A 17620-nucleotide genomic window follows, 5' to 3' on the forward strand; every position below is an offset into this window, starting at 1 on the left:
TATCGGTATTATAGCGAATAAGCCCGGCTAATTTACACTTTTTTACGGGATATTCAGATATTTGTGCGTCTGAACAGAAGCCTGCCATTCAGGGTTTTCCAGAATGAAATCTGTGATCTTGGGATACATGTCGTTTCTTTTGCTCCATTCACTCTGAAGATAAAGCTTACAGTTTTGAGAAACTTTTGCAGCCTGTTCCTGAGCAAAAGTAAAATCATGCTGATTGAAAATAATGACTTTAAGCTCATTGGCCTTTTGATAGATCTCTTCTTTAGGAAGTCCTGTTTTCTTAGGGGAGAGAGTAATCCAGTCCAGTTGCCCGCTCATAGGATACGCTCCTGACGTTTCGATGTGCACTGTACATCCCAATTCTTTCAGTTTGGAGGTCAGGATATCTAAATTCCACATTAAAGGTTCACCGCCAGTCAATACAATTGTTTTACAATGTCTGGCAGCTGTTTCTGCAATTTCTTCTGCATTCATCAAAGGGTGGAGTTCCGGATCCCAGCTTTCTTTTACATCACACCAGTGACATCCAACATCACAACCTCCCAGCCTGATAAAATAGGCGGCTTTTCCGGTATGTGCTCCTTCTCCCTGTAAAGTGTAAAAATGCTCCATCACAGGGAGCATTTTACCTTCTTTTAATAAAATATCTTCTTCTTTATTCATTTTAAAATTAGTCGTTATAGACCGAAGTTTTGTAAGCAATGATGGTGTTTTTCATCAGCATCGCTCTTGTCATTGGGCCTACTCCTCCAGGTACGGGAGTGATCCAGCTTGCTTTGGCAGCACAGCTGTCAAAATCCACATCACCTGCAAGATAATATCCTTTTGGAGAGTCATTATCTACTCTTGTAATACCCACGTCAACAATTACTGCTCCTTCCTTGATCATATCTCCTTTTAAGAAATGTGGATCTCCCAAAGCGGTAATGACGATGTCTGCTTTTCTTGTATATTCTTCGATGTCTTTCGTGTATGAGTGTGTAAGGGTAACAGTAGAGTTTCCAGGGAAATCTTTTCTTCCCATCAAAATACTCATTGGTCTTCCTACAATTTTACTTCTTCCGATAATGACACAGTCTTTTCCTTTCGTTTCAATATTATATCTTTCCAATAAAGTTAAGATCCCGAAAGGAGTTGCCGGTAAGAAAGTATCCATTTCAAGAGCCATTTTACCGAAGTTTTCCGGGTGGAAACCATCCACATCTTTTCTAGGGTCAATAGCATTGATGATCTTTTCCTGATCAATCTGATCTGGTAAAGGCAGCTGAACGATAAATCCGTCTACCGCTTTAGACTTATTAAGCTCGTCAATTTTTTCCAATAGTTCAGATTCAGAAACAGTGCTTGGAAACTTGATTAAGCTGGATTGAAATCCTACTTCCTCACAGTCTTTCACTTTAGAGTTTACATAGGCCTTGCTAGCTCCGTTATTTCCTACAAGAATAGCTACCAAATGCGGAGCTCTTCTTTTGCTTGCGAGAATCTTTTCTACTTCTACCTTGATCTCCGCTTTAATTTCCTTGGATACTTTAAGTCCGTCAAGAATTTCTGCCATTTTTACTTTTTTACTTTATAGATTTACTTTTACTTTCTTTTTACTTACTATTTATTTTCTTTATAGTAATTGATCAATCCGTTGGTAGAGCTGTCATGAGAGCTTATTGCTTCATTGTTTTCAAGCTCAGGAAGGATTTTATTGGCTAATACTTTTCCTAATTCTACCCCAAACTGGTCAAAACTGAAAATATTCCAGATGACACCCTGAACGAAAATTTTGTGTTCGTAAAGGGCGATCAATTGACCTAATGAGAAAGGAGTTAATTCTTTGAATAATATAGAGTTAGTTGGAGTGTTTCCATGGAAGACTTTGAAATTGATCAGTCTGTCTATTTCTTCATCAGATTTTCCGGAATTTCTAAGCTCTTCTTCCACTTCTTCTTCCAGTTTTCCGAAGGCAAGTGCCTCAGTCTGAGCAAAAAAGTTCGCTAATAATTTGTCTTGGTGATCAGAAACATGGTTCGGGCTTTTTGCATAGGCAATAAAATCTGCCGGAATCAATTCTGTTCCCTGATGGATTAACTGGTAGAATGCATGTTGTCCATTGGTTCCAGGTTCTCCCCAGATGATCGGTCCCGTTTCATATTCTACGAATTCACCATTTCTGTCTACACACTTTCCGTTACTTTCCATATCTCCCTGCTGAAGATACGCTGCAAATCTGTCCAGATATTGAGAATAAGGTAAGATGGCATAAGTGGTTGCTGCATAAAAATTACGGTACCAGATTCCTAAAAGTCCCATTAATACGGGAACATTTTCCGAGAATTCTGCTGTCTGGAAGTGTTGGTCTGTATCAAAAGCACCTCTTAAAAGCTGCTCAAAGTTTTCATATCCTACAGAAAGTACAATACTTAATCCGATAGCACTCCAAAGAGAATATCTTCCGCCTACCCAGTCCCAGAATTCAAAAATATTTTCTTCTGCGATTCCAAACTTCTTAACTTCTTCAATATTAGTAGATAAAGCAACGAAATGTTTTGCTACATCTTCCTGTTTTCCTGCTTTCAGAAACCAGTCTTTAGCTGAATTGGCATTCGTCATTGTTTCCTGAGTCGTAAATGTCTTGGAAGCAATGATGAATAAAGTAGTTTCAGGATTTAAATCTTTTACTACTTCTGCGATATGATTTCCGTCCACGTTGGAAACAAAGTGAGCGTTTAATCTTGTTTTAAAATGCTTTAAAGCTGAACAAACCATAACAGGACCTAAATCTGATCCTCCGATTCCGATGTTGACTACATCTGTAATCTCTTTTCCGCTGAAACCTTTATGTTCTCCTGAAATAATCTTCTCAGAAAAAGATTTCATATGCTCAAGAACTCTCTTGATCTGTGGTTTGATATTTTCTCCATCTACGATAATTTCACGGTCGGAGAAATCTCTTAAGGCGGTATGAAGAACAGCTCTCCCTTCTGTTTCATTGATTTTATCTCCTGAGAACATTTTGGAAATAGCATCTTTTAACTGGCTTTCTTCAGCAAGTTGTAGTAAAAGATTCTTTGTTCTTGAATCGATTAAATTTTTAGAATAATCAAAAAGATAATTGTCCTTTTGTAGAGAAAACTCATTAAAACGGTTCGGGTTATACTGGAAAAGAGTTCTAAGATCAAAGTCATTTCCACCGAAGTGTTCGTCAAGTGCTTTCCAGCTGCTAGTTTGTGTTGGATTTATTTTTGATAGCATATTACAGAATTTTTATCAATCAGAAGATCATATATCGGATGAGAATAGGTTATAATCCATAATGATTTATTTCTGATTTGCAAATTTACGGAAAAATAAAACCTCTGATAAATTTGAAGACGATAAATAACATTTTTTTAAAAAACAAAACCCCAGAACAGGTCTGAGGTTTTGTAAAATGTGTTTTGTGGTAGGAGTTTTCAATACTATTCATCCATTTCGTTCAGAATGTTTTCCAATTGTTTTGCGCTTCCTCCATAGATGTATTTTGTCCATAGAACAATGCTGGTTATAAACCCTAACGTTCCTATTAGTACTGCAATGATTAATCCCTGTTGATGAGAAGCAGAAAGTTCTGGTAAAGACTTTCCCTGCTCTTTCATCGTATTGTAGATAACCAGTCCAATAGTAATAAGTAAATGTGGAAGTAATAAAAATCCAAAAGACTGATATCTTTCCATATTCAGACGAAGTTCATGATATATTTTCCAAAGACTGTTTTTAGTGTTTCCGGTATAAAGTTCCGTCTGTTTGTAGAATTTATAAAATCCTAGCAGATAGTATGAAGAGATAACCACCATCATCGTATAGGATACATAATAAATAATGTACTGTGAATGAGGGAATTTGAACTGTAAAGGGAAAAAAGCGATCAGAATGATGGCCAGAATCTGCATAGGAAATTCTTTCTTCATGTTTTTCTGGATTTTTTCTATTGGGTGTTTGCTTTCCTTTAATTGCTTTATGGTATCAGGAATATGGACATCGCTGTCTTCTTTATTCCACTGTTCTTTTAATTGATCAAAATTCATAACCTGATTTTTTTATGATTTGCTGTATTTTTTCTTTTGTTCTATTGAGTTTTACTCGCGCGTTGCCTTCACTAAGTCCTAAATTATTCCCTATTTCTTTGTGAGACATCCCTTCCATGAAATAAAATATGACGGCTTTTTCCAGAGAGTTCAGTTCCTGAACGGCCCTGTAGAAAATTTCCAGCTGCCTGTCTTTGGTGGGATTATAATCTTCCTGCTGAACTTCAAAGTGCGAAGGAGCATCTGTGTGATTATTAGATCTTTGCTTTTCCTTTTTTAAATAGGTAATTGCAGTATTGATGGCAACCCGGTACATCCATGTGGAAAACTCACTATTGCCTTTGAAATTCTGGTAGGACTTCCAAAGCTGGATTAGGATTTCCTGCTGCAGGTCTTCCCGGTCTTCTACGGAATCTGCATAGATCCTTGAAGCTTTATATAAAATGCCCTTGTGCTGGTTGACGAGCTTTAAAAAAGCGGTTTCAGTTGGATTGCTCACAATCGTTTCATGGTTTGGTTATAGTTATAAGCTTGATACAGGTTTTACCGTGTAACCTTTTGCCTGTAGAAGAGGAATAATTCCGTTTTCACCCATAAGATGAGATCCACCGACAGCAAAGAAAGAACTTTCTTTTTTCATCATGTCCGGCATTACTTTTATCCAGTTCTGATTTCTGTTGGTCAGCATGGCCTTTTCCTGATGAGCATTCATAAATCTTTCATCCTTAAAAAGACTGTATAAAGATTGTCCATTTTCATTTTTAAAAGCTTCAATCATCTGTCTGAACAATATTTGATATTCCTTGTCCATTTTCAGTTGAGCAATAATGCTCTTCAGGTCGTAAGCCTCATTGATTGATTTCATCTGATCTTCCACTTTTTCCAGCCCTTTTATGCTTTTTTTATCTTTCATTGCTTTCTGAAGAAGTTCCATTTCGTAAAGTTTTACTTCCGTCTGAGGGCAGGGGATTGCTTTGGTAGAAAGAAGAGCATACAATGCCTGAGGGCTTGAAGAATCTATACTTTTCAGATCCGTTCCGTAATTGGCAAGAACAGTATTCAGCTCTTTAGCTTCTACGGGAGAAAGCTGATCCGATATTTTTTTATCTGCTTTAAACATTTTCTGTAATGACATCATTTCAGCGGGATCCGTATAATTGATTTCCATAACAAAGTTGTCAGATTTCTCAAGCGCTTTCAATACCTTAGATTTGATCTCAAAATCTTTACTGCATAAGATATGAAAAGTTCCGGTAATATAAGAAGGCTTCGAAAGTCCGTTGCCGGATATTTCCCAAAGCAGGCTGTTTTCTTTGTTTTTACTTTGTGCGTTGGCTGTTATGAAATTCAATGACACTAATGCTGCGAATCCAAGTTTTATTAAATTTCTCATTGTATTAATTTTTTTGATTTTCTGTTCTTTTAAACAGTAGGTAAAGCAGGCATTACAATCGTTACAGTTTTTTTTCAAAAAAAATAAAAACCTCCTGAAAACAGGAGGCCGTAAAATCTAAAATTATGATGATAACCAATTGGTTAGGATGGTTTTTTTTATTCCGGGTTTTTTGAATACTCAGGTTTTGAAATTTTTCTTTTTCTTAAAAAATAGAAGATTGCAGCAGCAATTAATAGGAGTGGCCATACATTGATAAGCCCCACAATAATTCTCTGAATCAGATAAAAACCGTATACAAAGCCATCTTTAGCATCATAGATGAAATTGTATTTATACTTATTATCAATACTTGTAGTGTTGGTAACAGCAATTTCTGCAATACGCAACTGAGGTTCTTTGATGTAAATGTCAATCGTGCTGTATTTCAGATCATCCGTCATGTTCATGCTGGAAAGCTTTTGAAGATTTGCTTCAGACATATTCTCATCATCCAGCGTTACTTTATCTTTATTTGTTTTCAGCTTGCTGATGTTCTCAGAAGTTTTTTGATTTCTTTTCCCTTCTAGTTCAGAATACTTGATGTTGGCCGTAACATCCTCAGCATTGATTGATCTTGAATTAAGAAATAATTTATTGGTATTGATCGCTGTCAATAATTCTCCCAGTTTTTCCGTTGGAATACGTACCTGCATTCTGTTCTCTGTCTGGTATTTTTTAACCAGCATCGCCTTTTCATTGGATGTGTTGTAGGTGTTTTCAGAAACAACGTTACTTTGAAGATTACTATTGGTAACAAATCCTCCAAGCTCCTGAACCGATTTTTCAATAGCAATCGTTGCATTATACACATCTTTTACTTCCATGTTCACATCAGCTGTTTTGATGAACTGTTTGTCTTTTACTTTCATTTCTGCAACGGATGAAATACTGTCGGAAACAATAGCAGAAGCAGAATCTGTTGTAGCATATGCTTCAAGGTCTGTTGAAGCTACTTCTCCTTTTTTACATGAATAAATTCCTAATAAAAGTATAGCTGACAGAGATAATTTAATGTAAGTGGTTTTCATAGCGCTGATTTTTGTTGTTTTGCTTGAGTCAAAGTTCAGTCAGGATCTTTTGTAACACTTGAAAATCAAAAGTAAAAACCTTGTAAATAAAATTTTCGGTTTTAATGAATTGAAATATAGCATTTTGTAAAATAAACTTGAGCTTCAGCCATTGCTTTCGGAGCAGTTTTTGCTTATCTTTTACAAACCAAAACTACAATCTATCACTATGTCAAATACTTTTTCCAAAATCAGAAACGCAATAGGATTATTCACATCTATAGATTTTGATCAGCTGAGCGCCATTTCTCAAAAAGTGGATTTGCCAAAACTGATGCATAATTTCTCAAAACTGGATGATAAACAGCTTTCCGGGCTTATGAAAATGCTCGATCCCGAAAAGAAAAAGAAAGAACTTCCTCCCATTGATGGAGACTTTTATGATATCTACCATACTCTTACTCCTGAACAGCGTGAAATTCAGCTTAAAGTAAGAGCGTTCATGGAAAAAGAAGTTAAACCTCTGGTCAATCACTACTGGCTCAGAGATGAATTTCCTTTTGAGCTGATCCCAAAATTTCAAAAACTGGATATCTGCGGGGTTACTTATGAAGGGTATGGCTGTCCGGGAATGCCTTTCCTGATGGAAGGTGTTATTGCCATGGAGATGGCAAGAGTAGATGCTTCTATTGCCACTTTTTTCGGAGTACAATCCGGACTGGCAATGGGTTCTATTTATATCTGCGGATCGGAAGAGCAGAAGCAAAAATGGCTTCCTCAGATGCAGAAATTTGAAAAAATTGGTGCCTTTGGACTTACGGAGCCCGAAGTTGGATCAGGAGCAGCAGGCGGACTTACAGTGACCTGTAAAAAAACACCTGAAGGTTGGATTCTTAATGGCCAGAAAAAATGGATCGGGAATGCTACTTTCGCTGATCTGATCATTATCTGGGCAAGAGATCTGGATAGCGGAGAAGTGAAAGGTTTTATTGTAGAAAAAGATAATCCGGGATATTCCGTAGAAAAGATCAAAGGAAAAATGGCGTTAAGAATTGTTCAGAACGGATTGATTACCTTAAAAGACTGTCTCGTTACCGAAGAAAACCGTCTGCAGAATGCCAATTCCTTTAAAGATACAGGAAAAGTACTGAGAATGACAAGAGCTGGAGTAGCATGGATGGCCACAGGTTGTGCACGCGGAGCTTACGAAAGTGCTTTGGATTATACCCGAAAAAGAGAACAGTTTGGAAGACCTATTGCCTCATTCCAAATGATTCAGGGACATCTGGTGGAAATGTTGTCTAATCTCACTGCTATGCAGACGATGGTTTTCAGACTGTCTGAAATGCAGGATGAAGGAATTTTAAAAGATGAACATGCTTCTTTAGCCAAAGTTTTCTGTACCCTCAGAACAAGAGACATTGTTTCCAGAGCAAGAGAAGTAATGGGAGGAAACGGAATTCTGCTTGAGTACGATGTGGCCCGGTTTGTTGCCGATGCAGAAGCCATTTATTCTTACGAAGGAACAAAAGAAATCAACTCGCTCATCGTAGGACGATCGATAACAGGTTTCAGTGCTTTCGTATAGGTGACAGGTAGCAGGTAATAGGTTGTAGGTGCTGCAACCTGCAACCTATCATCTGCCGCCTTATGAAACTAAATGTTTATATTTTTCCTTGTTGTCAATAATCATCCAAAGATTGATCAGAAACATTACTCCGGCAATACCCATTCCCATAGGAGATTTATCCATTGTGAAAACATGCGTGACAATTCCTACCATGACAGGTAAAATAACAATGGCACCTAATGCTCTTGTTTTTGGGAAAATAAATAATAACCCGCCAATAACTTCTACAATGCCCACTAATGGCATCAGCCAGCTGATTTCTCCAAAAGCAGCGAAAAGTTTCATTTGTTCTGGAGTAGGTTTCTCCATGGGCATATAATTAAAAAACTTGTTTAATCCGGCATTAATAAACATAAGCCCGAAAAGTAAACATAAAATGAATTTTACTGTTTTCATGTTTGGTGATTTTATACCAAATGTAAAATAAAAATAGGATTCTTTGATTGTATTTTTATAAAAAATGTATAATTAATGTTAATGATAGGTTAATGTTGTGTTTTGGACAATTTCATTGTTTATATTTGATATTCAAACTAAACTAATACTATTATGTTGAAAAATCTTAAAAAATTAAACCGTACGGATTTGAGAGAAATCCAAGGAGGCGGAGGTGTTGGAAAATGTGATATAGGACCAATTGGATGTCCGTGTAAAATTCCACCAGGTGATCCTTGTTTAGGTGGCCCGGGTGGAGATCCTAGTGGACCTTCTTATGGATATTGTCCTGACAGCCAATCTTATATTCTTTGTACGGAAACGTGTCCAAATGGAATGAGCCCTTTGTGTGCTCTTCCATAAATAATATAAAAAAGACTGTCTCGAAAAAGGCAGTCTTTTTATTTAAAGTTACGAGTATACCAATGAGTCCCCATTGCTTATTACTCATTACTCATATTCTAGTCCATTTCCTTCAAAGTGATATTCTTGGAAATTTTGTAGCTTTTTTTCTTCTTATGAGGTTTGGGCTCTTCTCCTAGCAATCTTCCCCAAGGTTTTAGATCGTCTACTCTTTCACAGATAATTTTTATAATCGCAATCGCTGGAATGCACAGGAACATTCCTGCAATTCCCCAAAGATGTTCTCCTAAAAGGATTCCAATAAAAGAAAATAGAGCGTTGATCTTTACTTTAGAGCCCACCACAAATGGTAGGACAATATTTCCATCTACAGCATGAATGGCAATATACCCTAAGGCAACATAAATACAGGTTGAAGGCGTAGAAGTAGCAAACGCTATAAAACAGGAAATGAGAAGAGAAATAAAAATTCCCAGATACGGAATAACGTTTAATAATCCTGTGAGAACTCCTAAAAGGATAGCATATTTCACTCCCAGAATGGTAAGTAGCGTGGAAGTAAGAACAGATACAATAATCACCTGAAGGAAAAGCCCGAAGATATACTTCTTGGTCATGATTCTAATTTCGTTTACAGCTTCCTGTACACTTGCTTTATGTCTTTCATTGAAAACTGTAACGATAAAATTGTTTAAAAGTCTTCTGTAATTTAAAATAAAGATGAAAAACAGGGTGAAAAATATAATAAATCCGAATCCGGTTGAAAATATTCCAAAAGTAAATCCTAAAATGACTCCCGAAGAAGACAGCAGTTTAGTTAATCCCTGGTTAATATAATCCACCTGTTCATCCACTTTCACATTAAATGTTTTGGAAACCCAATGCTGAAGGCTGTTAAAAACAGTCGTAAACTGTTCCTTGAGGTGTGGAAGATCCTTACTGAAGTCAGACAGCTGATTGGTAAAGAAATAAATGATACCACCTAAAATCATCAGCATAATAAATACTGAAGTCATGGTAGACATAGATCTTGGAAATCTTAACTTTCTTTCCATAAAAGTGGCTGCAGGTAAAAACAGCATTGCCATCAGGAATGCCAGGAAAAACGGAGCTAAAATACTCTGTCCCAATGCCAGAAGATAGCCAAGTCCAATGATGGAAACCACCACGAGGGTAAGCTTGACAAGGAAAGGAAGTCTAAGAAAATTCATAATCTAAAAATATGCGGTGTGGAATAAAAATAAGAAAACCCTTCCGAATTGAAAAATTTTTTATTCAATCCTTCAGGATTTTCTTGGATTGTATCAAATTTTATTCCACCCAGCCAGATTGATTGTGATTTTTTACCTAAAACAGAAACACGCCCTGAATATCAGAACGTGTTTCTTTATTGAGAAGTTAATATGTTATAAGTTGTTTTATTCTTCAATGGCGATGTCAATGACTTCCTCCATTCTGTTGACGTAGTGTACTCTCAGATTTTTAAGATAATCTTTTTTGATTTCCTCCACATCTTTTCTGTTGGCCTCACAAAGAATAACATCTTTGATTCCTGCTCTTGTTGCTGCAAGAAGCTTTTCTTTGATTCCTCCTACAGGTAGTACTTTCCCTCTTAATGTAATCTCCCCGGTCATTGCCAGGTGGGGTTTTACTTTCTTGTTTTTAAATGAAGAAACCATGGATGTCAGCATAGCAATACCGGCAGACGGTCCATCTTTAGGAGTTGCCCCTTCAGGAACGTGTACGTGGATGTTTTTCTTTTCAATGTCTTCCTGAGGAATACCCAGTTCATCATGCTTAGCTTTAATATATTCCAAAGCAATAGTAGCAGACTCTTTCATTACCGTTCCCAGGTTTCCAGTCATCGTTAATGCCCCTTTACCATTGCTTAAAATACTTTCAATATAAAGGATATCTCCACCTACACTTGTCCATGCAAGACCAGTTACCACACCCGGAACTCCAGTGATTTCAGATAAGCTTTTAGGTCTTGGAACCCCAAGAATTTCATCTACTTTTTCTACTGAGATTTTTGGATCATAATCTTTTATCAAAGCAGTCTGTAGCGCTACCCATCTTCCAATGGCTGCTATTCTTTTCTCCAGAGTTCTCACTCCGCTTTCTGAAGTATGAGCTTCTATAATATGTTTGAGTTCTGCATTTCCAAGTTTGAATGATTTTGCATCCAGACCATTTTCCTCCTGTTGTTTCCTGATCAAATGTCTTTTGGCAATCTCAATCTTTTCCTCCAAAGTATAGCCGGCAATCTGAATAATTTCGGTTCTGTCTAAAAGAGGAGTCTGTATGGTTGAAAGTGAGTTGGCAGTTGCAATGAACATTACTTTTGAAAGGTCATAACCCATCTCCAGGAAATTATCATAGAAAGACTTATTTTGCTCTGGGTCAAGAACTTCTAGGAGTGCTGAGCTCGGGTCCCCATGAAGTCCCTGTCCGATTTTATCAATCTCATCAAGAACAATTACCGGATTTGAAGTACCGGATTTTTTGATGGACTGTAAAATTCTTCCCGCCATAGCACCGATATACGTTTTTCTATGTCCACGGATTTCACTCTCGTCATGAAGTCCTCCCAATGACAATCTTACATATTTTCTTCCTAAAGCATCTGCAATAGATTTTCCTAAGGAAGTTTTACCCACCCCCGGAGGCCCTACCAATAATAGGATAGGAGACTTCATGTTGTTTTTTAATTTTAAAACAGCCATGTGCTCCAGGATTCTTTTCTTAATATCTTCCAGTCCGAAGTGCGCTTTGTCAAGTACTTTTTCAGCTTTTGCAATATCAAAAATATCTTTTGTATAAGTTTCCCAAGGTAGATCTGTAAAGAAATCCAGATAGTTTCTCTGAACATTATAATCCGGAGAGTTGGGATTCTGACGTTGCAGTCTGCCGATTTCCTTCTGGAAATGGTCTTCTACCTCCTGACTCCATTTTTTTGATTTAGCTTTAGCAATAAGGTCTTCCACATCACTTTCAGGTCCACCGCCCAGTTCTTCCTGGATTGTTCTGATTTGCTGATTCAGGAAATATTCTCTCTGTTGCTTATCTAAATCTTTTGAAGTTTTCTGATGAATCTGGTTTCTCAGTTCCAGTTTTCTGAAATCCTCATGCATCAGCTCGTAGCACTGGTTGGCTCTTGTCATAAGACTTTTCTCTTCAAGCAGTTTTTGTTTTGCAATCGAAGAGAAATTAGCATTGGTGCAGATGAAATTCAGAAGATCATCATTATTGTTAATATTTTTAATCGCAAAGTTGGCGGCATTAGGAATATTAGGATCCAGTTCAATGATCTTTAAGGCAAGATCCTTGATGTTTTCCAGCAATGCTTCATACTCTTCCCGGTCTTTAGGCTGGGTATCTTTTAATTTTGATATTTCAGCTTTAAAATATGGTTGATTATCAACGATTTTTTTAATCTTAAATCTGTGAAACCCTTTGGTAATAGCAGTAATATTGCCTTCGGGAAGCTTAATGATCTTAATAATCTTTGCCAGTGTTCCGGTAGTATATATATCTTTTTCGGAAGGTTGTTCCAGATCCGAATTTTTCTGGCTTACAATTCCAATAAAATCCCCGTTTTTCTGTGCCTCTTCAAGAAGCTGTATAGAGGTTTTTCTCCCCGCAGTAATAGGAATTACCACATTAGGGAACATGACCATATTTCTTACGGGAAGTATAGGGAATATTTTCTGTTCGGAATTTTTATCAGTCTCTGCGAAATCGGAAAGATTGATTTCTTCAGTTACGATATCAAATCCGTCACTGATCATTTCTTCTAAACTAATATCTTCAAATTCTGTCATAGTCAATCGAATGACAAATTGTCATTTTCGTTTTTTATCGTTAAAGGGATTTTTATATAATATACTCTGAAAACGTGCGGCATATTATAATGTTTTAAAAATGCACAATACTTATGCCATTTGTTTTTTACTTAAAAATACGGTCAAAATTTCCTTTTTTAGATAAACTTTGCATTAAAAATCAAAATAAAGCAGTTCTGTTTCTGTAATTTCTTAAAAATGTGTATTTTCGCAAACTGATAAAAAACTATAATTTATAAAATGGCAATTTTAGGACAGATTAGGAGTAAGCCTTGGCTTTTAATGGGAGTAATAGCCTTAGCGCTTTTGGCGTTCCTGGTAAACCCCGATAGTATCGACAAGGTTTTTGGTAAGAATCCTGACGTTTTAGGAAAAGTAAACGGTGAGAAAATCACCCGCGAAGAGTTCAATGATCAGCTTTTCGTGTTGCAGCAGCAGGCTGAACAGCAAGGTCGTCCGAAAAACGGTCTTGAAGAGCAGGCGTGGCAGTTACTTGTACAATCTAAACTTATCAAACAACAGTTTGAGAAACTGGGCTTTGAAATGACTGATGATTATTTCTGGAATCAAATCCAGTACGATCAGATGTTTGCTCAGAATCAACAGTTCTTTGATGAGAAAGGTAACTTTAAAACTCAAGAGCTTAAAAAAGAAATTGAAACATTACAAAACACCAATCCTCAGGGATATGCACAATGGTTGAAAACGAGAAAGACAATCGAGTACAGACTAATGGCAAGACAGGTGTTTACTAATCTTTCAGCAGGGATTACTACAGGTAAGAAAGAAGCTGAAGAATTGATGAAGCAGAGAGATCAGCTTGCAGATATCGACTTTGTAAAAGTAGATTACGCAGCTTATCTTCAAAAAACAAAGATCAATGTTACCACACAGGATCTTGCTGATTACATCAAGAAGCACCCTGTAATGTTCAAAGCTGAGCCAAGCAGAAATATCGGTATTGTATTTTTCCCATCTAAACCTAGTGCAGCAGATGATGCAGCAGCCCTGAAAGAAATTACAAAATTATATTCAGGAGGTACGGATGCAAGTGGAGGAACTGAAAACTTCCAGAATACTAAAAACGATTCTATGTTTGTTGCAGCAAATTCTGATGCACCATTCAATCCTCAGTATCTGAATCCTGCACAATTGCCTCCAACAATCAAAGATCAGATCACAGCAGCAGCGGTAGGTCAGACTTTTGGTCCTTATAAAGAACAAGATGTATATGTAGTCTCTAAATTGGTAGGAAAAAGACCTTCAGATTCTACTTTATCCAGACATATCCTAATTGCATTCAAAGGAAGCCCTGCAGGTGAAGGGGTAACGAGAACCAAAGAGCAGGCTAAGAAATTGGCAGACTCAATTGGTGCAATCGTAAAAGCAACTCCTGCTAAATTTACAGAATTCCTTAAGCTTTCAAGCGATCCGAATTCTGCAGCTCAGGGAGGTAGTCTTGGATGGACAACACCGGAAACACCTTTCGTTCCTGAATTCCTTGCTTATCTTGCAAACAATCCTAAAGGAGCTACAGGGGTAGTAGAAACACAATTCGGTTACCATATCATCAATATTGAAGATAAGAAATCAGGATCAATGGGGTATAAAGTTGCTAACCTTGTGAAAGCAATCAAACCTTCAGATGCTACTGAAGCTGAAACAGATAAAAACTCAAGAAAATTCATTCAGCAGGTTCAAGGAAAATCTTTCAACGATTTTGTGAACATTGCTAAAAAAGGAAACTACCAGTTCTCCAATCCAAAAGCAGCAAAAAGATTTGAAGGTCAGCTTCAGGGCTTAGGTACTGAAAAAGATGCTGATATCCTTACCTGGGCTTTTGATAAGAAAAGAGAAAAAGGAGATACTGAATTATTTACAGTAGACGGAACAGGTGATAAAATTGTAGTATATCTGAACGGAAAACAGGAGGCAGGTCTTGCTGATCCTGAATCTGTAAGAGATCAGATTGAAGTTATCGTTAAAAATAAACTGGCAGCAAAACAAATCTCTGATAAAATTGCAGCAGCAAAAGCTTCAAGCTTAGATCAGATTGCCAAATTATTTGCAGCTCCAAAACAATCAGCTCAGGTGAATCTGTTGAATCCTTCTGTAGCAGGGGCTATGGAACCTAAAGTTGCCGGTGCAGCGTTCGGTGTTGCAAAAGGTAAACTTTCTAACCCGGTTGAAGGTGGAACAGGAGTTTATGTTCTGATCAAAAAATCAGAAACTGTAAACAAGCAGCCTGGAGATCTTAAGCAGTTTACAGAATCTCTTACTCAGAGAAGTGCTGGAATGTTCGGACAGGCCTGGATGAAGAGTCTTCAGGATAATGCAGATATCGAAGATTACAGAATCGAGATCTGGAACAAGCTGGGGAATCAGCAACAATAAGAAATTCATTTCAATGATATAAAAAGCGGCAAAATTTTTTGTCGCTTTTTTTGTATTTATGGCAGAATAATAAAGGAAAAGATTTATTTAAAATGTATTATATTTGCTTATTAGAAAAAAATTAGCAAGTGAAGTTCAGTAAAGAATTAAAAGCTGGTGTGATTGCACTTCTAGCTATCGTAGGCTTTGTGGTGTTGTTTCAGTTTATGAAAGGGAAAAGCCTTTTTACTACCGACAATATATTTTACGCAAAATATGACAATGTAGAAGGTCTGGCGCAGTCTGCGGCAGTTTCTATTAATGGTCTGAAAGTAGGGCAGGTAGATAAAATTATTCCTATCACCTCAAAAGATGGAAAAATTAATTTTGTCGTAAAAGTTACCGTCGACAATAAATTCGAATTTTCAAAAAACTCATCATTGGAGATCTTTGAGCCGGGATTAATGTCTGGTAAAGAAATGAGAGTAAACCTTATGTATGGTGGGCCGACTGCAAAAGACGGTGACACTTTAAAAGGTGCTTTCAAGCTGGGAACGCTGGGAAGTCTTTCTTCGCAGGTAGGTCCGGTAAAAGATCAGCTACAGGTGGTTTTACATAGAGTAGACTCTTTAATGGCGAATGCCAATCAGGTTTTTGATGCTCAGAACAGAGCCGAAATTAAAGCTTTACTAGCTAACCTTAATAAAACAGTAGGAGCATTACAATCCACAGCAGGAAGTGTAAATACGCTTGTAGGACACAATGATCCAAAACTGCAAAAAGTGTTGGATGATGCAAGTCTTACTATGCAAAGCGGAAAAGTAACACTAGATAAATACGGACATCTTGCAGAAAGTATCGACACTAAACAGTTGAATGCTACCATTGCAAGTTTAGATGCTACAGTAGGAAAATTGAATCAGGTGATTGGAGGTATTGATAAAGGAGAAGGAAGTTTAGGTAAACTGATGAAGGACGATCAACTGTACAACAACCTGAATTCAGCTTCTTCCAATCTGAATACATTAATCGAAGATATGAAAGCGAATCCGAAGAGATATATCAACTTCTCGGTTTTCGGTAAAAATAACAAAGACTAATACGCCTTATGCAGTACATCGATAACATTATTTTCCTGATTTTATTAGTAGCCGGGTTCGGGCTGTTTGCCAAAAGCCTGCAGAAGATATACAGAAATATCAGGCTGGGTCGTGAAATCAATAGAAGTGACAGAAAATCTGAACGCTGGAGTATCATGGCCAATGTGGCTATGGGACAGAGTAAGATGGTAAAACGTCCTATCGCAGGAATTTTACACATTTTTGTCTATGTTGGTTTTATTATCATTAATATAGAACTCATTGAAATAATTGTTGATGGACTGTTTGGTACTCACCGTTTTCTGGCCTCGGTTTTGGGACACGGATTCTATAGCTTCTTTACAGCTACATTAGAAGTGCTTGCACTTCTGGTTGTAATAGGTGTGGTTATATTTTTCATTAGAAGAAACTTTTATGGGGTTAAAAGATTAACAATGAAGGAGCTTTTCGGATGGCCGAAAGAAGATGCCAACTGGATTCTTATCATCGAATTTGCCCTGATGATGGCTTTCTTTAAAATGAATGCCTCAGATTTTATTTTGCAGTCAAGAGGAGTTTTACCAGTACATGGAAGCTTCCCGATCAGTGAGATGACATTTGTGCCGTTCTTGGAAATCTTCAACTTTGACAGCGGGTTTTTGATGTTCACAGAGAAAGGAGCATGGTGGTTCCACTTTGTAGGTATTCTTTTCTTTATGAACTATCTTTATTACTCAAAACATTTGCATATTATCCTGGCGTTTCCAAGTACATGGTATGCAAACCTTGATAAAAAAGGAAAGTTCAATAACCTTGAGTCTGTAACAAAGGAGATCAAATTAATGATGGATCCTAATGCAGATCCATATGCTGCTCCGGCTGAAGGCGCAGAAGCTGATGTACCTTCCAAATTTGGGGCAGAAGATATTTTTGATCTGAACCAGGTACAATTGCTGAATGCCTATTCGTGTACCGAATGTGGACGTTGTACTTCCGTTTGCCCGGCTAATATTACCGGTAAAAAACTTTCTCCGAGATTGATCCTGATGAAGACCAGAGACCGATTGGAAGAAGTGGGAAGAAACATTGATAAAAACGGAAAATTCGTAGATGACGGTAAAAAACTGTTGAACGATTATATCACGAAAGAAGAACTTTGGGCTTGTACCACATGTAATGCATGTACAGAAGCTTGCCCGGTATTGCTTGACCCGCTTTCCATTATCTTTGAAATGAGAAGATTCCTGGTGATGGAACAGTCTGCTGCTCCACAGGAACTGAATCTGATGATGACCAATGTGGAAAATAATGCAGCCCCTTGGCAGTATAATCAGGCTGACCGTCTGAACTGGGCAAACGAAAATTAATGTAACAATGTAAATAATGTAA

The 17620-nt window shown here is 37.3% G+C and carries 15 protein-coding genes; 5 read left to right on the top strand and 10 right to left on the bottom strand.

The annotated features are described in order from the left end of the window. Positions 1-42 precede the first annotated feature (42 nt). The 7 genes from KBP46_RS16385 to KBP46_RS16415 all read right to left on the bottom strand — a co-directional run bounded on the left by KBP46_RS16385 (position 43) and on the right by KBP46_RS16415 (position 6527). Positions 43-672, bottom strand: coding sequence for a 7-carboxy-7-deazaguanine synthase QueE (locus KBP46_RS16385; RefSeq protein WP_216443709.1), 630 nt, complete (start codon positions 670-672; stop codon positions 43-45). Between the two features lie 7 nt (positions 673-679). After that, a complete protein-coding gene (locus KBP46_RS16390) occupies positions 680-1564 on the bottom strand; it encodes a bifunctional 5,10-methylenetetrahydrofolate dehydrogenase/5,10-methenyltetrahydrofolate cyclohydrolase (protein ID WP_034692667.1) in 885 nt (294 codons plus the stop codon). A gap of 47 nt (positions 1565-1611) precedes the next feature. After that, the gene (gene pgi, locus KBP46_RS16395) at positions 1612-3252 is read right to left on the bottom strand and encodes a glucose-6-phosphate isomerase (protein WP_120233262.1); all 1641 of its coding nucleotides are present in this window, start codon (positions 3250-3252) and stop codon (positions 1612-1614) included. Between the two features lie 206 nt (positions 3253-3458). Continuing rightward, on the bottom strand, positions 3459-4064 hold the full coding sequence (locus KBP46_RS16400) for a hypothetical protein (protein WP_062676034.1): 606 nt from the start codon (positions 4062-4064) through the stop codon (positions 3459-3461). Beyond that, on the bottom strand, positions 4054-4563 hold the full coding sequence (locus KBP46_RS16405; RefSeq protein WP_062676033.1) for an RNA polymerase sigma factor: 510 nt from the start codon (positions 4561-4563) through the stop codon (positions 4054-4056). Before KBP46_RS16405 ends, KBP46_RS16400 begins: the two co-directional genes overlap by 11 nt. 24 nt (positions 4564-4587) lie before the next feature. Then, a complete protein-coding gene (locus KBP46_RS16410) occupies positions 4588-5457 on the bottom strand; it encodes a TraB/GumN family protein (protein WP_216443710.1) in 870 nt (289 codons plus the stop codon). 158 nt (positions 5458-5615) lie between these two features. Continuing rightward, the gene (locus KBP46_RS16415; RefSeq protein ID WP_216443711.1) at positions 5616-6527 is read right to left on the bottom strand and encodes a DUF4349 domain-containing protein; all 912 of its coding nucleotides are present in this window, start codon (positions 6525-6527) and stop codon (positions 5616-5618) included. A gap of 208 nt (positions 6528-6735) precedes the next feature. Between KBP46_RS16415 and KBP46_RS16420 the strand changes: the two genes are divergently transcribed. After that, positions 6736-8094, top strand: coding sequence for an acyl-CoA dehydrogenase family protein (locus tag KBP46_RS16420; RefSeq protein WP_062676030.1), 1359 nt, complete (start codon positions 6736-6738; stop codon positions 8092-8094). A 60-nt stretch (positions 8095-8154) separates the two neighbouring features. Here KBP46_RS16420 and KBP46_RS16425 read toward each other — a convergent pair whose 3' ends face one another. Then, entirely contained in the window at positions 8155-8532 is a 378-nt protein-coding gene (locus KBP46_RS16425; protein ID WP_123277630.1) for a DoxX family protein, read from the bottom strand. 189 nt (positions 8533-8721) lie between these two features. On the opposite strand from KBP46_RS16425, the gene KBP46_RS16430 reads away from it, so the two are divergent. Continuing rightward, positions 8722-8934 (top strand): hypothetical protein, encoded by a 213-nt coding sequence (locus KBP46_RS16430; RefSeq protein WP_162800967.1) that lies wholly within the window; start codon positions 8722-8724, stop codon positions 8932-8934. Between the two features lie 98 nt (positions 8935-9032). Here the strand turns inward: KBP46_RS16430 and KBP46_RS16435 are convergent, their stop codons facing one another. After that, a complete protein-coding gene (locus tag KBP46_RS16435; RefSeq protein ID WP_062676027.1) occupies positions 9033-10145 on the bottom strand; it encodes an AI-2E family transporter in 1113 nt (370 codons plus the stop codon). A gap of 207 nt (positions 10146-10352) precedes the next feature. After that, a complete protein-coding gene (lon, locus tag KBP46_RS16440) occupies positions 10353-12758 on the bottom strand; it encodes an endopeptidase La (RefSeq protein ID WP_216443712.1) in 2406 nt (801 codons plus the stop codon). A 261-nt stretch (positions 12759-13019) separates the two neighbouring features. Between lon and KBP46_RS16445 the strand changes: the two genes are divergently transcribed. From KBP46_RS16445 to KBP46_RS16455, 3 genes are all read left to right on the top strand, one after another. Continuing rightward, the gene (locus KBP46_RS16445) at positions 13020-15173 is read left to right on the top strand and encodes a SurA N-terminal domain-containing protein (protein ID WP_062676025.1); all 2154 of its coding nucleotides are present in this window, start codon (positions 13020-13022) and stop codon (positions 15171-15173) included. Between the two features lie 128 nt (positions 15174-15301). Beyond that, a complete protein-coding gene (locus KBP46_RS16450; protein WP_062676024.1) occupies positions 15302-16252 on the top strand; it encodes an MlaD family protein in 951 nt (316 codons plus the stop codon). An 8-nt stretch (positions 16253-16260) separates the two neighbouring features. Beyond that, on the top strand, positions 16261-17598 hold the full coding sequence (locus KBP46_RS16455) for a (Fe-S)-binding protein (protein ID WP_062676023.1): 1338 nt from the start codon (positions 16261-16263) through the stop codon (positions 17596-17598). The last annotated feature ends 22 nt before the right edge of the window (positions 17599-17620 follow it).

This window comes from Chryseobacterium sp. PCH239, assembly GCF_018924625.1.
Lineage (GTDB): Bacteria > Bacteroidota > Bacteroidia > Flavobacteriales > Weeksellaceae > Chryseobacterium > Chryseobacterium cucumeris.

Bases quoted from the DNA above. Each gene is read 5' to 3' on its own strand.
- KBP46_RS16455 (WP_062676023.1), top strand. From the start codon at position 16,261: ATGCAGTACATCGATAACATTATTTTCCTGATTTTATTAGTAGCCGGG.
- KBP46_RS16400 (WP_062676034.1), bottom strand. From the start codon at position 4,064: ATGAATTTTGATCAATTAAAAGAACAGTGGAATAAAGAAGACAGCGAT.
- KBP46_RS16410 (WP_216443710.1), bottom strand. From the start codon at position 5,457: ATGAGAAATTTAATAAAACTTGGATTCGCAGCATTAGTGTCATTGAAT.
- KBP46_RS16385 (WP_216443709.1), bottom strand. From the start codon at position 672: ATGAATAAAGAAGAAGATATTTTATTAAAAGAAGGTAAAATGCTCCCT.
- pgi (WP_120233262.1), bottom strand. From the start codon at position 3,252: ATGCTATCAAAAATAAATCCAACACAAACTAGCAGCTGGAAAGCACTT.
- KBP46_RS16420 (WP_062676030.1), top strand. From the start codon at position 6,736: ATGTCAAATACTTTTTCCAAAATCAGAAACGCAATAGGATTATTCACA.
- KBP46_RS16445 (WP_062676025.1), top strand. From the start codon at position 13,020: ATGGCAATTTTAGGACAGATTAGGAGTAAGCCTTGGCTTTTAATGGGA.
- KBP46_RS16390 (WP_034692667.1), bottom strand. From the start codon at position 1,564: ATGGCAGAAATTCTTGACGGACTTAAAGTATCCAAGGAAATTAAAGCG.
- KBP46_RS16425 (WP_123277630.1), bottom strand. From the start codon at position 8,532: ATGAAAACAGTAAAATTCATTTTATGTTTACTTTTCGGGCTTATGTTT.
- lon (WP_216443712.1), bottom strand. From the start codon at position 12,758: ATGACAGAATTTGAAGATATTAGTTTAGAAGAAATGATCAGTGACGGA.
- KBP46_RS16415 (WP_216443711.1), bottom strand. From the start codon at position 6,527: ATGAAAACCACTTACATTAAATTATCTCTGTCAGCTATACTTTTATTA.
- KBP46_RS16435 (WP_062676027.1), bottom strand. From the start codon at position 10,145: ATGAATTTTCTTAGACTTCCTTTCCTTGTCAAGCTTACCCTCGTGGTG.